18 protein-coding genes, 2 tRNA genes and 1 riboswitch are annotated in these 18,711 nt (G+C 30.6%); of the genes, 19 read left to right on the top strand and 1 reads right to left on the bottom strand.

The window, feature by feature from the left end:
* Positions 1–67 precede the first annotated feature (67 nt).
* The 11 genes from ACFQZW_RS01260 (at position 68) to ACFQZW_RS01310 (ending at position 10,740) form a co-directional block, all read left to right on the top strand.
* Entirely contained in the window at positions 68–2,161 is a 2,094-nt protein-coding gene (locus ACFQZW_RS01260; protein ID WP_372800538.1) for a nitrite reductase, read from the top strand.
* Positions 2,148–2,918 carry a uroporphyrinogen-III C-methyltransferase gene (gene cobA, locus ACFQZW_RS01265; protein ID WP_386781327.1) on the top strand — a complete coding sequence of 257 codons (771 nt, stop codon included), beginning with the start codon at positions 2,148–2,150 and terminating at the stop codon, positions 2,916–2,918. Before ACFQZW_RS01260 ends, cobA begins: the two co-directional genes overlap by 14 nt.
* An 11-nt stretch (positions 2,919–2,929) precedes the next feature.
* A complete protein-coding gene (locus ACFQZW_RS01270; protein WP_386781328.1) occupies positions 2,930–3,511 on the top strand; it encodes a precorrin-2 dehydrogenase/sirohydrochlorin ferrochelatase family protein in 582 nt (193 codons plus the stop codon).
* A 75-nt stretch (positions 3,512–3,586) separates the two neighbouring features.
* Positions 3,587–3,693: riboswitch (SAM riboswitch) on the top strand.
* A 66-nt stretch (positions 3,694–3,759) separates the two neighbouring features.
* Complete coding sequence (locus ACFQZW_RS01275) at positions 3,760–4,752, top strand: homocysteine S-methyltransferase family protein (protein WP_386781329.1); 993 nt, start codon at positions 3,760–3,762, stop codon at positions 4,750–4,752.
* Positions 4,749–7,430, top strand: a complete 2,682-nt coding sequence (metH, locus tag ACFQZW_RS01280; RefSeq protein ID WP_386781330.1) for a methionine synthase — start codon at positions 4,749–4,751, stop codon at positions 7,428–7,430. The genes ACFQZW_RS01275 and metH overlap by 4 nt, the downstream gene beginning before the upstream one ends.
* Before the next feature lie 73 nt (positions 7,431–7,503).
* On the top strand, positions 7,504–8,460 hold the full coding sequence (gene metF, locus ACFQZW_RS01285; RefSeq protein WP_298263689.1) for a methylenetetrahydrofolate reductase [NAD(P)H]: 957 nt from the start codon (positions 7,504–7,506) through the stop codon (positions 8,458–8,460).
* A 138-nt stretch (positions 8,461–8,598) separates the two neighbouring features.
* On the top strand, positions 8,599–8,916 hold the full coding sequence (gene trxA, locus ACFQZW_RS01290; RefSeq protein ID WP_298263688.1) for a thioredoxin: 318 nt from the start codon (positions 8,599–8,601) through the stop codon (positions 8,914–8,916).
* Between the two features lie 88 nt (positions 8,917–9,004).
* Positions 9,005–9,928 carry a DUF58 domain-containing protein gene (locus ACFQZW_RS01295; protein WP_386781331.1) on the top strand — a complete coding sequence of 308 codons (924 nt, stop codon included), beginning with the start codon at positions 9,005–9,007 and terminating at the stop codon, positions 9,926–9,928.
* Between the two features lie 65 nt (positions 9,929–9,993).
* Positions 9,994–10,067, top strand: a tRNA-Asp gene (locus tag ACFQZW_RS01300).
* Between the two features lie 94 nt (positions 10,068–10,161).
* Positions 10,162–10,560, top strand: a complete 399-nt coding sequence (locus tag ACFQZW_RS01305) for a hotdog domain-containing protein (RefSeq protein ID WP_298263685.1) — start codon at positions 10,162–10,164, stop codon at positions 10,558–10,560.
* 106 nt (positions 10,561–10,666) lie between these two features.
* Positions 10,667–10,740, top strand: a tRNA-Asp gene (locus tag ACFQZW_RS01310).
* Positions 10,741–10,849: 109 nt separating this feature from the next.
* Here ACFQZW_RS01310 and ACFQZW_RS01315 read toward each other — a convergent pair.
* Positions 10,850–10,999, bottom strand: coding sequence for a hypothetical protein (locus ACFQZW_RS01315; RefSeq protein ID WP_386781332.1), 150 nt, complete (start codon positions 10,997–10,999; stop codon positions 10,850–10,852).
* Positions 11,000–11,310: 311 nt separating this feature from the next.
* On the opposite strand from ACFQZW_RS01315, the gene rfbA reads away from it, so the two are divergent.
* The 8 genes from rfbA to ACFQZW_RS01355 are packed head-to-tail and all read left to right on the top strand — an operon-like array spanning position 11,311 to position 18,710.
* Positions 11,311–12,183, top strand: a complete 873-nt coding sequence (gene rfbA, locus ACFQZW_RS01320; protein WP_386781333.1) for a glucose-1-phosphate thymidylyltransferase RfbA — start codon at positions 11,311–11,313, stop codon at positions 12,181–12,183.
* Between the two features lie 7 nt (positions 12,184–12,190).
* Entirely contained in the window at positions 12,191–12,751 is a 561-nt protein-coding gene (rfbC, locus tag ACFQZW_RS01325) for a dTDP-4-dehydrorhamnose 3,5-epimerase (protein ID WP_298263682.1), read from the top strand.
* A gap of 4 nt (positions 12,752–12,755) precedes the next feature.
* Positions 12,756–13,619 (top strand): dTDP-4-dehydrorhamnose reductase, encoded by an 864-nt coding sequence (gene rfbD / locus ACFQZW_RS01330; RefSeq protein ID WP_298263680.1) that lies wholly within the window; start codon positions 12,756–12,758, stop codon positions 13,617–13,619.
* A 3-nt stretch (positions 13,620–13,622) separates the two neighbouring features.
* Positions 13,623–14,639 carry a dTDP-glucose 4,6-dehydratase gene (gene rfbB, locus ACFQZW_RS01335; protein ID WP_298287198.1) on the top strand — a complete coding sequence of 339 codons (1,017 nt, stop codon included), beginning with the start codon at positions 13,623–13,625 and terminating at the stop codon, positions 14,637–14,639.
* Positions 14,640–14,645: 6 nt separating this feature from the next.
* The gene (locus ACFQZW_RS01340) at positions 14,646–15,929 is read left to right on the top strand and encodes a nucleotide sugar dehydrogenase (RefSeq protein ID WP_298263676.1); all 1,284 of its coding nucleotides are present in this window, start codon (positions 14,646–14,648) and stop codon (positions 15,927–15,929) included.
* A gap of 14 nt (positions 15,930–15,943) precedes the next feature.
* Positions 15,944–16,921 (top strand): Gfo/Idh/MocA family protein, encoded by a 978-nt coding sequence (locus tag ACFQZW_RS01345; RefSeq protein ID WP_298263674.1) that lies wholly within the window; start codon positions 15,944–15,946, stop codon positions 16,919–16,921.
* A gap of 35 nt (positions 16,922–16,956) precedes the next feature.
* Complete coding sequence (locus tag ACFQZW_RS01350) at positions 16,957–17,523, top strand: sugar transferase (RefSeq protein WP_298263672.1); 567 nt, start codon at positions 16,957–16,959, stop codon at positions 17,521–17,523.
* Between the two features lie 53 nt (positions 17,524–17,576).
* A complete protein-coding gene (locus tag ACFQZW_RS01355) occupies positions 17,577–18,710 on the top strand; it encodes an aminotransferase class I/II-fold pyridoxal phosphate-dependent enzyme (protein ID WP_386781334.1) in 1,134 nt (377 codons plus the stop codon).
* The last annotated feature ends 1 nt before the right edge of the window (position 18,711 follow it).

Raw genomic sequence — 18,711 nt, forward strand, 5'->3', positions numbered from 1 at the left:
ATTAATTAAATTCATAATTTTTTATGAACTAGGAGCATACTACCACTAACTAAAAAAATCTAACATTATGCAAAGTTTTAGAAGCGAGATCGAAAATCCGATCGTCGAGAGGGATATTATTGACCTCGAAAAAAAAATTAAACTTTATTACGAAGGAAAAATTGACGAAGAACGTTTTAGAAGTTTACGTTTGGCAAGAGGTGTTTATGGGCAACGTCAGTTTGGAGTACAAATGATTCGTATCAAATTACCTTATGGAAAATTAACGAGCGAACAATTACACAGAATTTGTGAGGTTTCCGATGAATATTCTCGTGGTAGATTGCATATCACTACACGTCAGGATATTCAAATTCATCATGTGAGTTTAGACAGAACGCCTGAACTTTGGTCGCAGCTAGAAAAAGATGATATTACACTACGAGAGGCCTGCGGAAATACCGTTAGAAATGTAACTGCTTCTGAAACTGCAGGAATTGATATTAATGAGCCTTTTGATGTTTCTCCGTATGCACATGCTGTTTTTGAATTCTTTTTAAGAAATCCAATTTGTCAAGAAATGGGGAGAAAGTTTAAAATTTCATTTTCAGGAACAGATGAAGATACTGCGTTAAGTTTTATGCACGATTTGGGTTTTATTGCTAAAATTAAAGATGGAAAAAAAGGATTTAAAGTAATGTTAGCTGGAGGGTTAGGCTCACAAGCACGTTTGGCTGATACCTTATTTGAATTTATTTCAGAAGAAAAAATAATCCCTTTAACAGAAGCAATTTTAAGAGTTTTCGATAGGCATGGAGAACGAGTAAAAAGAGCAAGAGCACGACTTAAATTTTTAGTTAAAGAAATTGGTTTAAAAGCCTTTTTAAAATTGGTAATTGAAGAAAAAAAAGCACTTTCTTATTCGGTTTATAAAATTGATGCCTCCAAATATGGGAGCGTACCAACAATTTCAAAGTTAAAAGCTCCAAAAGTAGTTATTGAAGATAAAGAAGCCTTTGAACTATGGAAATCAATTAATGTAATTTCTCAAAAACAACAGGGGTTTTCAGCAATTGGAATCAAGATTCCTTTAGGTGATTTTTATACTAATAAAGCTCGTTTATTAGCAGATTTAATTAAAAAATATGCAGCCAATGAGTTGCGATTAACCTTACGCCAAAATATTTTAATTCGTCATGTTAAAAATGAACTTCTTCCTTATTTTTATGTAGAATTGTCCAAATTAGGTTTTACAGAGTTGGGTTACAATTCTACAGTTGACATTACATCTTGTCCTGGAACCGATACGTGTAATCTAGGAATTGCAAGTAGTACTGGAATTACAACAGAATTGGAAAAGGTGTTGAAAAATGAGTTTCCTCAATATCTTAAAAACAAAGAAATTGCTATAAAAATTAGTGGTTGTATGAACTCTTGTGGTCAGCATTCTATGGCGCATATAGGATTTCAAGGAATGACAATAAAGTTTGGAAATTTAGTGGCACCTGCATTGCAAGTTTTATTAGGTGGAGGAGTTTTAGGAAATGGGAAAGGTAGAGTTGCCAATAAAGTAATTAAAATTCCGAGTAAAAGAGGACCTAATGCTTTAAGGTTTATTTTAAATGATTATAAATCAAATAAAATTGAAAAAGAGTCATTTTTAGAGTATTACGATAGAAATGGTGAAATTTATTTTTATAATTTATTAAAACCTTTGGCAGATAGTTCAAATTTAAAAGAAAGTGATTTTGTAGATTGGGGGAGTGATAACCCTTATATAAAAGCAGTAGGTGTGGGAGAATGTGCAGGTGTAGTGATAGATTTAGTAGCTACTTTATTATTCGAAAGCAAAGAAAAATTAGAAAATGCAAAGAAATCTTTAAAACTCCTTCAATTTTCCGATAGTATATATTATTCTTACACAAGTTTGGTAAATACAGCTAAAGCTTTGTTAATAACTGAAAGAAAAAAAACAAATACACAAGCAGGAATTATAACTCAATTCGAAGAGGTTTTTGGTAAAAGTATTGATTTGGGGCAAACATTTTCTCAATTAGTTTACCAAATTAAAAACAATGCACCTACTACACATTTTGCAAAAAACTATTTAAATGATGCTATTTTATTTTATGAAAAAGTAAGTGAATTTAGAGCTAAAACTTTTACCAATGAAAAACAATAAAAAACCAAAAGTAACTTTAATTGGTGCAGGACCTGGTGATCCAGATTTAATTACTGTTAAAGGAGTAAATGCATTAAAAAACGCAAAAGTAGTGCTTTATGATGCTTTAGTTAATCGTGATTTATTGAGCTATGTTTCAGTAACAGCTAAAAAAATTTTTGTAGGAAAGCGTAAAGGAATACATAGTTTTTCACAAGAAGAAATTCATAAATTAATGTTGGAAAATGCTTTTGAATACGGCAATGTTGTAAGATTAAAAGGAGGAGATCCATTTATTTTTGGAAGAGGTGGTGAAGAAATAGATTATTTAACTTCTTTTGGGATAGAAACAGAAATAATTTCAGGTATTTCCTCATCTATGGCAGTTCCTGCAAGCGCAGGAATAGCATTAACCAAAAGAGGTGTTTCTGAGAGCTTTTGGGTAATTACTGGAACCACTTCAGATAATAAATTATCTAAAGATATCTATTTGGCAGCTCAATCTACAGCTACGGTAGTTATTTTAATGGGAATGAGTAAACTTGCTAAAATTGTTCCTATATTTAAAAAGTATGGTAAAGGAGATATTCCAACTGCAATTATTCAAAATGGAACAACTAGTAATGAAAAAATAGGAATAGGTACCATAAATTCAATTCAAGAGGTGGTTGAACAAAAAAAACTATCATCACCAGCTATTATTATTGTTGGTGAAGTGGTAAAAGAAAGTGTAAAGCTACGCTCATTTTATGAAGAGTTTACTTATTTACCTGCATAAAAGGAATAATAATGAGTGCAAAACATAACGAATTATATCCAGTTTTTTTAAAAGTGTCTGAACTTCAAGTGTTAATTATTGGAGGGGGTAATGTTGGGTTAGAAAAATTAACTTTTTTGTTAAAATCGAGCCCGAATGCTAAGGTAACTATGGTATCTTTAACTTTTGCGCCTGAATTAATTGAGTTATCTAAAAAACATCATGTGGAACTTATAAAAAGTTCTTATAAAAAGTCTTTTTTAAAAGATAAACACTTGGTGATTATTTGTACAAATTCTTTGAAGGTAAACACTAAAGCATATCAGCATTGTAAAGCTAAAAAATTATTAGTCAATGTTGCAGATAATCCACCGTATTGTGATTTTTATATGGGAGGAATTGTAACCAAAGGAGTTGTTAAAATTGCAATTTCAACCAATGGGCAATCGCCAACATTGGCCAAAAGATTGCGTCAGTTTTTAGAGAGTGTGATTCCTAATGAGATTGATAATTTAGCAGAAAATTTAAATGTATATAGAAATACTTTGAAAGCTGATTTTTCTACTAAGGTTTTGCAATTAAATGAATTAACTAAGAATTTGTTGTCAAAATAGATAAAATTTTAAAATCATTTGTAAATAAAAGGAATAAGCCGTTTATTTGCACAAAAGTTCATAAATAAACTGAAATTGTTATTAAGAAAGGCAGAGGGAATAGACCTGATGAAGCCTTAGCAACCCTTTATTGTTAAAGAAGGTGCTACATTCTACCGCATACATTTGTGGGAAGATAACTAAGAATACTTCACAAAGTAACTTCTTCTTTTTTAATAATAATCTACAATTTATGGTAATTATTTACGATGGAAGAATTTAAAAACATACTACAGCATAGAATTTTAGTACTTGATGGTGCCATGGGAACCATGATTCAGCAATATAAATTTTCTGAAGAAGACTATAGAGGCGAACAATTTAAAGAGTATCATATTTCAGTAAAAGGAAATAATGATATGCTTTCTATAACGCAGCCACAAGCTATTAAAGAAATTCATAAAAAATATTTAGAAGCAGGAGCTGATATTATTGAAACCAATACATTTTCAAGTACAACTATTGCCATGGCAGATTATGAAATGGAAGAATATGTGTACGAACTCAATTATCAATCAGCTAAAATTGCCAAAGAAGTCGCTGAAGAGTTTACTTTAAAAAATCCATTAAAGCCACGTTTTGTAGCGGGTTCAATTGGTCCAACAAATAGAACCGCAAGCATGTCACCTGATGTAAACGATCCTGGGTTTAGAGCGGTTACTTTTGAAGATTTAAGAAAAGCTTATAAGCAACAAGTAGAAGCTTTAATAGATGGGGGTGCCGATGTATTATTAGTTGAAACAGTTTTTGATACACTTAATGCCAAGGCTGCTTTATTTGCTATTGAGGAGGTAAAAGAAGAAAGAGAAATTGAAATACCTATTATGTTGAGCGGAACTATTACGGATGCAAGTGGAAGAACTTTATCTGGACAAACAGCTGAAGCATTTTTAATTTCAGTTGAACATATTCCATTAGTTTCTATAGGTTTTAATTGTGCGTTAGGGGCAAAGCAATTAACACCTCATTTAGAAGTTCTAGCTCAAAAATCTAACATAGGAATTTCAGCGCATCCAAATGCTGGTTTGCCAAATGCTTTTGGAGAATATGATGAAACACCAGAGGAAATGGCTGCTCAAATTAAAGAATATTTAGATAAAAGTTTGGTAAATATTATTGGAGGTTGTTGTGGAACAACACCAGCACATATAAAAGCAATTTCCAATTTAGTAGAAAATTATAAACCAAGGTATGTTGTATGATGAATGAAACTAAAAAATACTTAAAATTATCTGGTTTAGAGCCCTTGATTATTACTCCAGATAGTAACTTTATTAATGTAGGAGAACGTACCAATGTAGCAGGCTCTCGTAAATTTTTACGATTAATCAAAGAAGAAAAATTTGACGAGGCTTTAGTAATTGCACGTCATCAAGTTGAAGGAGGGGCGCAAATCATAGATATCAATATGGATGATGGGTTGATTGATGGAAAAGATTCTATGGTGCGCTTTATGAACCTAATTGCAGCAGAACCAGATATTGCACGTGTACCTATCATGATTGATAGTTCTAAATGGGAAATTATTGAAGCGGGTTTGCAAGTGGCTCAAGGTAAATGTGTAGTAAATTCAATTAGTTTAAAAGAAGGTGATGCACAATTTATACATCAAGCAAAGCTTATAAAACGTTATGGTGCGGCTGTAATTATTATGGCTTTTGATGAAATTGGTCAAGCAGATACTTATGATAGAAGAATAGAAATAGCAAAACGATCATACGATATCTTAGTAAACAAAGTTAACTTTCCTTCTGAAGATATTATTTTCGATTTAAATATTTTTCCAGTTGCAACAGGAATGGATGAGCATAAATTAAATGCCATCGATTTTATTGAAGCTACTCGTTGGGTACGTAAAAATTTACCAAATGTAAGTGTAAGTGGAGGAGTTAGTAATGTTTCATTTTCTTTTAGAGGAAATAATGTTGTTCGCGAGGCAATGCATTCGGTATTTTTGTATTATGCAATCAAAGCTGGAATGAATATGGGAATAGTAAACCCAACAATGTTGGAAGTTTATGATGAAATTCCTAAAGACTTGTTGGAATATGTTGAAGATGTTATTTTAAATAGAAGAGAAGATGCCACAGAACGTTTATTAAATTTTGCAGAAACTGTAAAAGGAACTGCTAAAGAACAGAAAGTAGATTTGTCTTGGCGTGAAAAAACATTACAAGACAGAATTACCCATGCCTTAGTAAAAGGGCTGGATGAATTTATAATTGAAGATATTGAAGAAGCTAGACAACAAGTTGCAAAACCAATTGAAGTTATTGAAGGAAATTTAATGATTGGTATGAATGTAGTTGGTGATTTATTTGGCTCTGGAAAAATGTTTTTGCCTCAAGTTGTAAAGTCAGCTAGGGTAATGAAAAAAGCGGTTGCCTACTTACTTCCTTATATTGAAGCTGAAAAAGGAGAAGTAAGTAAAGCCAATGGAAAAATTTTATTAGCAACAGTAAAAGGAGATGTCCATGATATAGGAAAAAATATAGTGGGTGTTGTTTTGGGTTGTAATAATTATGATATAGTTGATTTAGGAGTTATGGTGGCTCCCGACAAAATTATTGAAACTGCAAAATCTGAAAATGTAGATGTAATAGGTTTAAGCGGTTTAATTACCCCAAGTTTAGATGAAATGGCTTTTTTAGCAAAAGAAATGGAACGGCTAAAATTCAAAGTTCCATTATTAATTGGAGGAGCGACTACCTCAAAAGCACATACTGCTGTAAAAATAGATACGCAATATTCCAATGCCGTAGTTCATGTAAATGATGCTTCTCGTGCTGTAACTGTGGTAGGAGATTTATTAAATAATAGAATCAATCAAAAATATATTGGAGATATAAAAGCCGATTATGTTAAAGTTCGTGAAGGTTTTTTGAGCAGAGCTAGTAAAAAAGAATACTTATCTTTAGATGAAGCTCGAAAAAATAAATTTAAAATAGATTGGAATACCTCGAATATTGCTGCTCCAAGTTTTATAGGAACTAAAACAATAGAAGATTTCGAATTAAATAAATTGTTAGCATATATTGATTGGAGTCCCTTTTTTAGAAGCTGGGAATTGCATGGAAAATACCCAGCTATTTTAACTGATAAAGTTGTAGGTAAAGAAGCTACTAACTTATTTAAAGATGCTAAAGAATTACTTCAAAAAGTAATAGATCAAAAATTGCTTAAAGCGAAAGCGGTATTTGGAATTTTTCCTGCTAACTCGTGTATTGATGATATTGAAGTATATAAAGATGAAGATAGAAATAAGGTGAAAACAACTATATTCACATTACGTCAGCAATTAAAAAAGAAAGAAGGCATTCCTTCAATAGCGTTGTCCGATTTTATAGCGCCTAAAGAAACCAATATCAAAGATTATATTGGTAGTTTTTGTGTTTCAACTGGGTTTGGAACTGCAGAATTGGCTGCAGAATTTGAAAAGAATCATGACGATTATAATTCTATTATGATTAAAGCTTTAGCCGATAGATTGGCTGAAGCGTTTGCAGAATATTTGCATGAAAAAGTAAGAATCAAATATTGGGGATATGCTCAAAATGAACAACTGTCAAATGAAGAATTAATCAAAGAAAATTATGAAGGAATTCGTCCAGCCCCAGGATATCCAGCTTGTCCAGATCATAATGAAAAAACAACTATTTGGCAACTGCTAAATGTGAAAGAAGCCATTGGTGTTGAATTAACAGATAGTTTGGCTATGTGGCCAGCGGCATCGGTTTCAGGATATTACTTTGCTAACAATCAAGCAAAATATTTTGGATTAGGTAAAATTACACAAGAACAAGTAAAAGATTTTGCCATTCGTAAGAAAATGGATTTTGAAGTCGCAAAAAGATGGTTGAGCCCAAATTTAGCCGAATAAATTAGGGTGAAAGATATTTTTAAATAAAAGTTTTGAGTTGAAACACCTTAACTTTTAAATTTTAACAAAAGGAATGAAAGTAACAGAACATATAAAACAAGCTCAAGGAAAAACATTATTTTCGTTTGAAATTGTACCGCCACAAAAAGGTCAAAACATTCAAGATTTATACAATAATATTGATCCTTTAATGGAATTTAAACCTCCTTTTATTGATGTAACTACATCTAGAGAAGAGCATGTATATATACCAAAAGAAAGTGGATTATTAGAGCAAAAAATTACTCGTATGAGACCGGGTACAGTTGGAATTTGCGCTTCATTAAAATATAAATACAATGTAGATGCTATTCCACATGTATTGTGTGGAGGTTTTACTAAAGAAGAAACAGAATACGTATTGGTAGATTGTCATTATTTAGGTTTAGATAATGTAATGGCTTTACGTGGTGATGCTATGAAACACGAAAAATATTTTCAAGCATCTAAAGACGGTCATCAGTATGCGTCCGAATTAGTTTCTCAAATAAGTGATTTAAATAAGGGAAAGTATTTACATGAAATTATTGAAACTCCGTATAATGCAGATTTTTGTATTGGTGTTGCTGGATACCCTGAAAAACATTTAGAAGCACCAAGTATGGATTCAGATTTAAAAAGATTGAAAGATAAAGTAGATGCTGGAGCAGACTATATAGTAACGCAAATGTTTTTTGATAATGATAAATATTTTGAATTTGTAAAAAAAGCTAGAGAAATAGGGATATCTGTGCCTATAATACCTGGGATTAAACCTATAGCAGTTAAAAGACATTTACAAATTCTACCTCAAGTTTTTAGATTGGATGTTCCAGATATTTTAATTTCAGAAATTGAAAAATGTAAAGATAATAAGCAAGTAAGACAATTAGGCGTTGAATGGGCAATCAATCAATCAAAAGAATTAATTAAAGCAGGTGTTCCAGTAGTTCATTTTTATTCTATGGGGAAATCAGATAATATTAAGGCAATTGCTCAAGAAGTGTTTTAATAAATGTAACGGAATTCTTTAATATTACAATCGTAAATAGTGTCATAAATAAAAGTAATATAAGTAGAATTGCTTTGGTTATTTTTTTGATTACTTTTGTATCTATATTTAAAGAAATATTAATTAAAAAGATATAACATGGCATTAGAAGTAACAGATGCAACTTTTAACGAAGTAGTATTACAATCAGACAAACCAGTAATGGTTGATTTTTGGGCAGCTTGGTGCGGTCCTTGTAGAATGGTTGCTCCAATTATGGATCAATTAACAACAGAATATGAAGGAAAAGCAACAATTGCAAAAGTTGATGTGGATGCAAATCAAGAATTTGCAGCCAAATATGGGGTTAGAAACATCCCAACCGTATTAGTTTTTAAAGGGGGTGAAGTTGTTGAAAAACAAGTTGGTGTAGCTCCAAAAGCAACATATGCTCAAAAAATTGATGCTCATTTGTAAAATATAATGATTCTAATATTTTTTAAGGCTTAACAATTATGTTAAGCCTTTTTCTTTTTATATACTATATTTACAAATATTAATACATATGGCTACCAATTCAGTACAACAAATATCAGAACTTAACAATCTTGAACTATTAGCAAACCAAATAGTTGAAGGGTTTATAACAGGGATGCATAAAAGTCCTTTTCACGGATTTTCAGTTGAATTTGCCGAACATAGACTTTATAACAAAGGAGAAAGCACAAAGCATATTGATTGGAAGTTATATGCTAAAACAAAAAAATTATTTGTCAAACGGTATGAAGAGGAAACCAATTTAAGGTGCCATATAATTATTGATAATTCAGCTTCTATGCATTATCCAATTATTAATAATATTTCTATAAATAATTTATCTAAAATAGGTTTTTCTGCAATAGCTTCAGCAGCATTATTAGAAATATTAAAGCGACAAAGAGATGCTGTTGGGTTAAGTATTTATAGTGATAAAAGCGATTATTACGCTCCTGCAAAAGGGAGTGATAGGCACCGAAGAATGCTGTTACATAAATTAGAAAATTTATTAGTGCAAGAATCGAATGCTGCAACAGATACTTACACGTTGCTTCACGAAATTTCTGAAAAAATACATAAACGTTCACTCATTTTTTTATTTACTGATATGTTTCAAGCTACTAAAAATGAGAATGAGCTTTTTGAAGCCTTACGTCATTTAAAATATAATAAACATGAAGTTGTATTGTTTCATACATTTGATGGGAAGTTAGAATATGATTTCGATTTTGAAAATTCACCTAAAAAATTTATTGATATTGAAACAGGAGATGAAATTAATTTATATGCTTCAACAGTTAAAGAAAATTACCAAAAAGAGATGGATAAATATTTTAATGAATTAAAGCTGAAATGTATGCAATATAAGATAGATTATGTTCCTGTAGATATTCATAAAGGATTTCATCAAGTATTAATATCGTATTTAATTAGTAGAAAAAGATTTTTGTAATATTTTTAAAAAAAAGCTTTGCTATTATCAAAAACACATTTATATTTGCATCCGCTAAGAGCAACGGTCTGGTAGTTCAGCTGGTTAGAATACCTGCCTGTCACGCAGGGGGTCGCGGGTTCGAGTCCCGTCCAGACCGCAAAAAAATCCTTGAAAACTCAAGGATTTTTTTATTTATAAAAGTTAACTACTTCTAAAAAGTCTTAATTGATAATTAATTTAAATTAAAAAAAATGAATGAAATTAAGCAAAATACTCATTTAGAGACTTCTGAAAAATTTGTTGGAGCTGTAGTAGCTCTTGAAAATGAAAAGGCTACAGTTGAGCTGACAATTATTAAAGAAATGATTGTTGATAATTTTGGACTTGCCCATGGGAGTTTTATATTTGGTTTAGCTGACTATGCCGCAATGCTTTCAATAAATGAACCAACAGTAGTATTAGGAAAAGCAGAAATTAAATTCTTAAAGCCCGTAAAATTAGGTGATAAGTTAAAAGCCGAAGCTGCTATTATTAACAGAGTTAATGAAAAAAAAATACTTGTAAAATCAGTAGTTTATAGCAGATCAACCCTTGTTTTTGAAGGAGAATTTGTATGTTTTGTGTTGGAAAAGCATGTGCTAGATTATTAATTCAGAAACTAAAGTAAATATAAACTTGAACTTTTTTATAAAATTTTCTATTCTAAAATTTAGTTCATAAAATATATTGTTTATATTTGCATCCGCTAAGAGCAACGGTCTGGTAGTTCAGCTGGTTAGAATACCTGCCTGTCACGCAGGGGGTCGCGGGTTCGAGTCCCGTCCAGACCGCAAAAAAGCATCTCAATTGAGATGCTTTTTTTATTGCTTTATAAAAAAGCGTTCATTCATACAATTTTCACTCTCAAAAAGGGCTAAATAATTTTGTTGATTAAGAAATTTAGCTGCGGTAATTTTTTATAAACTCTTCTAATGGCATTGGAGTGAGGTTCCTTGATTTGTAGTGTTCAAAATAGGTTTTGTATGTTTTTTTGGCAAACTCGCTAATAGATTTTGAAGAGCAACTTTCATTTAAATATATAGATTTCATAAAAAAGAGTTTGGTGTTGGTTTATTCTATTCAAAAATAGCTTCGTTTTTAACGAATGTTAAAATAACAAAATAAAATTGAAAAATCCAAAAAATATACCGTTTATTGATTAAAATCATCCATTTGTTTATAAAAATACGCTATTTGTTAATGAAAACTAACTATTTATTTAGAGTGAAGTTGGAGAGTTGTTTTCTAATCATCATTTAAATTTTGAAGAGTCAACCTTAATTCAAATAATTTAAGATTGAATAATCATTAAAATAGGATATAAATAGTTATTTTCGCATAATAGCTTAAACCTATTTAAAATGAAAGGAATTATACTAGCAGGTGGCTCAGGAACAAGGCTGTATCCTATTACCAAAGGAACATCAAAGCAATTGTTGGCAGTATATGATAAACCTATGATTTATTATCCGTTATCTGTTTTAATGCTGGCTGGAATAAAAGAAATTTTAATCATCTCAACACCTCAAGATTTACCCAACTTTAAAAAACTGTTGGGTAATGGCACTTCACTGGGATTAAAATTTTCTTATATAGAACAGCCTTCACCTGATGGTTTGGCTCAAGCTTTTATTTTAGGTGAGGAGTTTATTGGGAATGATGATGTTTGTTTAATTTTAGGAGATAATATTTTTTATGGTGCTGGTATAGAAAAGCTACTTAGTAAGGCTGTAAAAAATGTTTCAGAAGAACAAAATGCTACTATTTTTGGATATTATGTTCACGAACCTCAACGATATGGAGTTGCGGAGTTTGACATAAATAAAAATGTGGTTAGTATTGAAGAAAAACCCAAAAACCCAAAAAGTAATTATGCTGTAGTAGGGTTGTACTTTTATCCTAATTCGGTAGTTAAAATTGCAAAAGAAATAAAACCAAGCGAAAGAGGTGAATTAGAAATTACTACTGTAAATCAAACATATTTGGAAAAAGGCAATTTAAAAATGAAATTAATGGGTAGAGGATATGCTTGGCTAGATACAGGAACACAAGATTCTTTATTAGAAGCTTCAAACTTTATTCAAACAATAGAAAAAAGGCAAGGCTTAAAAATTGCCTGTATTGAAGAAATAGCATTTGAAAATGGCTTTATCACCAAAGAACAATTAATAGCTTTAGCTAAAGAATATAAAAATAACGAATATGGGGAGTATTTACTTCGCGTAGCAAAATAATACACTATTGGAATTTAGTAGAACAGCCATACCAGATGTAGTTTTATGTAAACCTACTGTTTTTTATGATAAAAGAGGTTATTTTTTTGAAAGTTTTAAAAAAGAAGCTTTTGAAAATTTTTTAGGGTATCAGGTGAAATTTTGTCAAGATAATGAATCTAAATCAGTAAAAGGAGTTTTAAGAGGGTTGCATTATCAGTTACCACCATTTGCACAATCTAAATTGGTGAGGGTTATTTATGGAAAAGTATTGGATGTAGCAGTGGATATTAGAAAAAACTCTTCAACATTTGGTCACTATGTGGCCGTTGAATTGAGTGATGAAAATAAGCATCAATTATTTATTCCTAAAGGATTTGCTCATGGCTATAAAGTATTAAGTAACGAAGCTATTTTTAGTTATAAAGTTGACAATTATTACCACAAAAAATCTGAAGCAGGAATTTTATATAACGATTCTGATTTAAATATCAATTGGCAAGTTATTGACGATAATTTATGTATTTCAGATAAAGATAAAAATCAACCAGTATTTAAAGAGGCAAAAGTATTTGAAACAATTTATTAATTTGATGGAAACTATTCTGGTAACAGGTTCGGGAGGTCAATTAGGGTTGTCTTTGGTAAATTTAGAGAAAGAGGAGTATCCTCAATTCAAGTTTTTATTTACCAATAAGCATACACTAAATATTTTAGATTTTGAAGAGCTTGAAAAATATATTGTTAAAAATAAGGTTACTTTAATAATTAATTGTGCAGCTTATACAAATGTTGATAAAGCGGAAGATGAAGAAGAGCTTGCTTACAAAATTAATTGCTTAGCAGTTCAAAATATTGGTCAACTAACCAAAAAACATCAATTAAAATTAATTCATATTTCTACCGATTATGTTTTTGATGGAACTTCCGAATTTCCGTACAAAGAGATAGCCATAACCAATCCTCAAAATAAATATGGACATAGTAAATTAGAAGGAGAAAAAGAGCTTTTAAAAATAAACCCGCCAAATACCTTAATTATAAGAACGTCTTGGTTATACGCTCCACATGGAAAAAACTTTGTAAAAACAATTTTAAAGTTATGCGAAGAGAAGGATGGTATTTCGGTAGTGAATGACCAAATAGGATCTCCAACATATGCAGTAGATTTAGCTTCTGCCATTTTAAAAATAATACCATTTTTACAAACGGAAGGGGTACAAATATTTCACTATGCAAACAGTGGAAAGTGTAGTTGGTATCAATTTGCAAAAGAAATAATTAAAATTTCTAATCGTACTTGTAAAATTGAACCTACAACATCTCAACAATTTAAAACCAAAGCTAAAAGACCAAAATTTAGCTTGTTGAATACTGAAAAAATACAGCAAACGTTTGATATAAAAATCCCTTATTGGGAAACATCTTTAAAAAAGTGTATTAACTTAATCAATTAAAAAATGAAGTCAATATTAATTACAGGAGGAGCAGGATTTATAGGTTCAAATTTAGTGGAATATTTTGTTGAAAAATATCCTGATTTTAGAATTGTTGTACTTGATTTGTTAACCTATGCTGGTGATGAAGCTAATTTAAATACGGTAAAAAATGCTAAAAATTTTACATTTATTAAAGGAGATATTTGTGACAGAGGTTTAATAGAGCGTATTTTTCAGCATCATATAATAACCAATGTAATTCATTTAGCCGCAGAATCACATGTTGATAATTCTATTGCTCATCCTGATATATTTGTAAAAACTAATGTATTAGGTACATTTACCCTAATTGACGTTGCTTATAAATATTGGATGGAAAAACCGTTTGTAATTAAAAAAGGATACGAAAATAGTCGTTTTTTACATGTTTCTACCGACGAGGTTTATGGTAGTTTAGGAGAAACCGGATTGTTTACTGAACAAACAGCATACGCACCAAATTCACCATATAGCGCATCCAAAGCAAGTAGCGATTTAATAGTTAGAAGTTACCATCATACTTATGGAATGAATACTGTAATAACAAATTGTTCAAATAATTACGGGCCTAAACAAAATAATGAGAAATTAATTCCAACAGTTGTAAAAAAAGCGCTACAAGGTAACGATATCCCAATTTATGGCGATGGAAAAAATATTAGAGATTGGTTATATGTATTAGATCATTGTAAGGGAATTGAATTGGCATTTTATAAAGGAAAAAGTGGAGAGGTATACAACATTGGAGGTGAAAATGAGCGAACCAATAATTATATAGCTCATAAAATTTGCGAATTATTAGATGAATTAGTGCCTTTACCAAATAAAAGCTATAAAGATCAAATTACCTATGTTGAAGATAGAGCTGGCCACGATTTCAGATACGCCATTGATGCTTCTAAAATTGAAAATGAATTAGGTTGGAAAGCTGATGAAAATTTTGAAACAGGTATTTTAAAAACAGTAAAATGGTATATTGAAAAATATAAAAATCAATAGTAATAAATGAAAGAAACTATTAAAATTGCTGTTATAGGTTTAGGGTATGTTGGGTTACCATTAGCTCGTTTATTTGCTACAAAATATTCGGTAATAGGTTATGATATTAATCAAAAAAGAGTAACTGAATTAAAAAAAGGGTTAGATGTTACATTAGAGGTTAATTCTAAAACTTTAAGTGAAGTTTTGGTTGATGTTTCTTCCACTAATAAAGGACTTTATTGTACAAACAACATCAGTGATTTAACCAATTGTAATTATTATATTGTTACCGTTCCAACACCTGTGGATAAAAATAATAAACCAAATTTAATTCCATTAATAAAATCTAGTGAAACGGTTGGTAGTGTCTTAAAAAAAGGCGATGTTGTAATTTATGAGTCTACAGTTTATCCAGGCGCAACAGAAGAGGTATGTGTGCCAATTTTAGAGAGGGCTTCAGAGTTAACTTTTAATAAAGACTTTTTTGTTGGATATTCTCCTGAACGTATCAATCCAGGAGACAAAGAACACACAGTCGATAAAATTTTAAAAGTAACTTCAGGTTCAACCAAAAAAATTGGTGAAAAGGTAAATAACCTTTACGCTTCAGTAATTTCAGCTGGAACTCATTTAGCCCCTTCTATTAAGGTGGCAGAAGCGGCAAAAGTTATTGAAAACTCTCAAAGAGATATTAATATTGCTTTTGTAAATGAATTAGCAAAAATATTTAACCTATTAAATATAGATACTCAAGCAGTTTTAGAAGCTGCATCAACAAAGTGGAACTTTTTAAAGTTTCAACCAGGTTTAGTTGGTGGACATTGTATTGGTGTTGATCCTTATTATCTAGCTCAAAAAGCACAAGAAGTAGGTTATCATCCTGAAATTATATTGGCTGGAAGAAGAATGAATGATAGTATGGGACAGTATGTAGCTTCAGAAGTAATTAAACTGTTTGTTAAAAATGATATTGAAATTAAAAATGCGCAAATATTAGTTTTAGGAATTACTTTTAAAGAAAACTGTCCTGATGTTAGAAATACAAAAGTTGTTGATGTTGTTAAACAGTTGGAAGATTTTGGAACCAACGTAACGGTGTTTGACCCTTGGGCTAATCCAAATGAAGTACAACAAGAATATCAAATAAAAACTGTTCAAAAAATACCTAAAAAAACTTACGACGGTATTGTTTTGGCAGTGGCACATCAAGAGTTTTTACAAATAAATTTCGATTCCTACCTTAGCAAAAATGGAGTAATTTATGATGTAAAAGGAGTGTTACCTTGTAAAGTAAATGGAAAACTTTAATTTAAATGAAAAAAATGAAAAATTTTGCATTAATAGGCGCTAGTGGATATATAGCTCCAAGGCATATGAAAGCTATCAAACAAACGGATAATAACTTAATTGCTGCATTAGATAAATTTGACAGTGTTGGAATTATGGATAGTTATTTTCCAAATGCAGACTTTTTTACTGAATTTGAACGTTTTGATCGTCATATTTCCAAATTAATATATGAGCAACAAACAACGTTGGATTATGTAAGTATTTGTACACCAAACTATTTACATGACGCACATATTCGTTTTGCTTTAAGACAGGGAGCAGACGCTATTTGTGAAAAACCATTGGTTTTAAACCCATGGAACATTGATGCTTTAGCTAAAATTGAAAAAGAAACCAATAAAAAAATATACAATATATTACAGCTACGAGTTCATCCTAGTATTATAGCGTTAAAAAATAAAATTGATAATGGTCCAAAAGATAAAGTGTATAATATTGATTTAACCTATCTTACATCGCGTGGGCATTGGTATTATACCTCTTGGAAAGGTGATGTTTCAAAATCTGGAGGAATAGCTACGAACATTGGAGTGCATTTTTTTGATATGCTTTCTTGGATTTTTGGTGATGTAAAACAAAATGTTGTACATGTAAATACTCATGACCGATCTGCAGGATATTTAGAGTTTGAAAAAGCTAGAGTTCGTTGGTTTTTATCTATAAACTATGATGTGCTTCCTGATGAAATTAAAGCCAAAGGACAAAGAACATTTAGATCAATTACTGTAGAAGATGAAGAACTAGAATTTAGTGGAGGTTTTACAGATTTGCACACCATTTCTTATGAAGAAATTTTAAAAGGAAATGGATATGGTATAGAAGCGCCAAGGCAAGCCATTGAGATTGTTCATAATGTACGCCATGCCACTCCAATTGGAGCAAAAGGAGAGTACCACCCATTTGTGTTAAAACCTTTGGTAAAACATCCTTTTGATAGAGGTGTTATGTAAGTGCTGAAAGTTTTAAAATAATATACATATTTAAAGTGTTTTTAAAGCGAATTTTTGATGTTGTTTTAGCAATTGTTAGTCTAACTATAGGGTGGCCATTTATAATTATCATATGGCTTATGGCAGGTGTTGATACAAATTCAAATGGAATTTTTATTCAAAATCGTGTGGGACAATTTGGTAAACAATTTAAAATTTTCAAATTTAGAACTTTGCATTTAAATACTAACAAAATATCAAAAGTTGGGGCATTTTTCAGAAAATATAAATTGGATGAAACACCACAATTAATTAATATTTTGATAGGAAATATGAGTTTTGTAGGGCCAAGACCAGATTTACCAGGTTATTATGATGCTTTGAAAGGAGAGAATATTAAAATATTACAGTTGAAGCCTGGTTTAATAAGTGAAGCAGCCTTAAAATATGCAAATGAAGAAGATTTGTTAGCTAAACAAACAAATCCTTTAAAATATAATGATGAGGTTTTATTCCCAGAAAAAGTACATTTAAATTTAAATTATTACTACAACCAATCTTTTTGGGGAGATATAAAATTAATATGCAAGAGTATAAAAGTACTCTTAAATCCTCATTTATAATTTTTTTAATTTATTAGAAAACAATAAACCATAAAAAAACTGTAGTTTTAATTGTGGAATCTAACTTGGCAAATAAAGAAAAAAAAATATGGCTTTCATCTCCTCATTTAGGGCAGAATGAACAAACGTATGTACAAGAAGCTCTTGATGGTAATTGGGTAGCCCCTTTAGGCTCAAATATAACTGATTTTGAACAAGGGCTTCAAAATTATATTAAAGAAAATAAATATGTTGTAGCTCTAAATTCTGGAACAGCAGCAATACATTTAGCTTTAATTATGGCTGGTGTTGGTGTTGGAGATGAGGTTTTGTGCCAAAGTTTTACATTTTCTGCTTCAGCAAACCCAATTGTTTATTTAGGTGCTAAACCAGTTTTTGTGGATAGTGAAAAAGATACTTGGAATATGTGTCCAATGCTATTGGAAGAGGCAATAAAAGAAAGGATTTTAAATGGGGTTAAACCAAAGGCTATTATTGCAGTACATTTATACGGGATGCCATACAAAGCACAACAAATTTCAATAATTGGTAAAAAATATAACATACCAATTATTGAAGACAGTGCAGAAGCTTTGGGAAGTAAAGTAGATGAGAAATACTGTGGAACTTTTGGCTTGTATGGTATTTTTTCTTTTAATGGTAATAAAATTATAACAACTTCTGGCGGGGGGACATTAATTGTGAATTCTGAAAAAGAAAAAGAGAAAGCAATTTATTTAGCAACACAAGCTAAAGATCAAGCACCTCATTTTCAACATTCTCAAATAGGATATAATTATAGGATGAGCAATGTATTAGCTGGAATAGGAAAAGGACAGCTAGAGGTTTTAGAAGATAGGGTTAAGACGAGAAGAAGAATTTTTGATAGGTATTTTGAAGAGTTGAAAAATTTAGATTTTAAGTTTTTGGAAGAGCCAAAAGGGTTTAAATCTAATAGATGGTTAACCACTATTCAAACACCATCTTTTCAAACAAGAGAAAAAATTAGAAAAGCTTTAGAAATTAAAAATATTGAATCTAGACCTTTGTGGAAACCTATGCATTTACAACCTGTTTTTAAAAACTGCAAAGCTTATATTAGTGGAGTTTCAGAAAATTTATTTGAAAAAGGATTATGTTTACCTAGTAGTTCAAATTTAACAGAGAAAGATTTGGGTAGAATAATTGAGGTGCTTAAAAAGTTCTAAG

Origin of the sequence: Lutibacter aestuarii (assembly GCF_042676885.1) — a bacterium.
GTDB classification, from domain to species: domain Bacteria; phylum Bacteroidota; class Bacteroidia; order Flavobacteriales; family Flavobacteriaceae; genus Lutibacter; species Lutibacter aestuarii.

What these genes read in the sequence shown, in the direction of transcription:
- ACFQZW_RS01260 (WP_372800538.1), top strand. Translation starts at nt 68, where the DNA reads ATGCAAAGTTTTAGAAGCGAGATCGAAAATCCGATCGTCGAGAGGGAT.
- cobA (WP_386781327.1), top strand. Translation starts at nt 2,148, where the DNA reads ATGAAAAACAATAAAAAACCAAAAGTAACTTTAATTGGTGCAGGACCT.
- ACFQZW_RS01270 (WP_386781328.1), top strand. Translation starts at nt 2,930, where the DNA reads ATGAGTGCAAAACATAACGAATTATATCCAGTTTTTTTAAAAGTGTCT.
- ACFQZW_RS01275 (WP_386781329.1), top strand. Translation starts at nt 3,760, where the DNA reads ATGGAAGAATTTAAAAACATACTACAGCATAGAATTTTAGTACTTGAT.
- metH (WP_386781330.1), top strand. Translation starts at nt 4,749, where the DNA reads ATGATGAATGAAACTAAAAAATACTTAAAATTATCTGGTTTAGAGCCC.
- metF (WP_298263689.1), top strand. Translation starts at nt 7,504, where the DNA reads ATGAAAGTAACAGAACATATAAAACAAGCTCAAGGAAAAACATTATTT.
- trxA (WP_298263688.1), top strand. Translation starts at nt 8,599, where the DNA reads ATGGCATTAGAAGTAACAGATGCAACTTTTAACGAAGTAGTATTACAA.
- ACFQZW_RS01295 (WP_386781331.1), top strand. Translation starts at nt 9,005, where the DNA reads ATGGCTACCAATTCAGTACAACAAATATCAGAACTTAACAATCTTGAA.
- ACFQZW_RS01305 (WP_298263685.1), top strand. Translation starts at nt 10,162, where the DNA reads ATGAATGAAATTAAGCAAAATACTCATTTAGAGACTTCTGAAAAATTT.
- ACFQZW_RS01315 (WP_386781332.1), bottom strand. Translation starts at nt 10,999, where the DNA reads ATGAAATCTATATATTTAAATGAAAGTTGCTCTTCAAAATCTATTAGC.
- rfbA (WP_386781333.1), top strand. Translation starts at nt 11,311, where the DNA reads ATGAAAGGAATTATACTAGCAGGTGGCTCAGGAACAAGGCTGTATCCT.
- rfbD (WP_298263680.1), top strand. Translation starts at nt 12,756, where the DNA reads ATGGAAACTATTCTGGTAACAGGTTCGGGAGGTCAATTAGGGTTGTCT.
- rfbB (WP_298287198.1), top strand. Translation starts at nt 13,623, where the DNA reads ATGAAGTCAATATTAATTACAGGAGGAGCAGGATTTATAGGTTCAAAT.
- ACFQZW_RS01340 (WP_298263676.1), top strand. Translation starts at nt 14,646, where the DNA reads ATGAAAGAAACTATTAAAATTGCTGTTATAGGTTTAGGGTATGTTGGG.
- ACFQZW_RS01345 (WP_298263674.1), top strand. Translation starts at nt 15,944, where the DNA reads ATGAAAAATTTTGCATTAATAGGCGCTAGTGGATATATAGCTCCAAGG.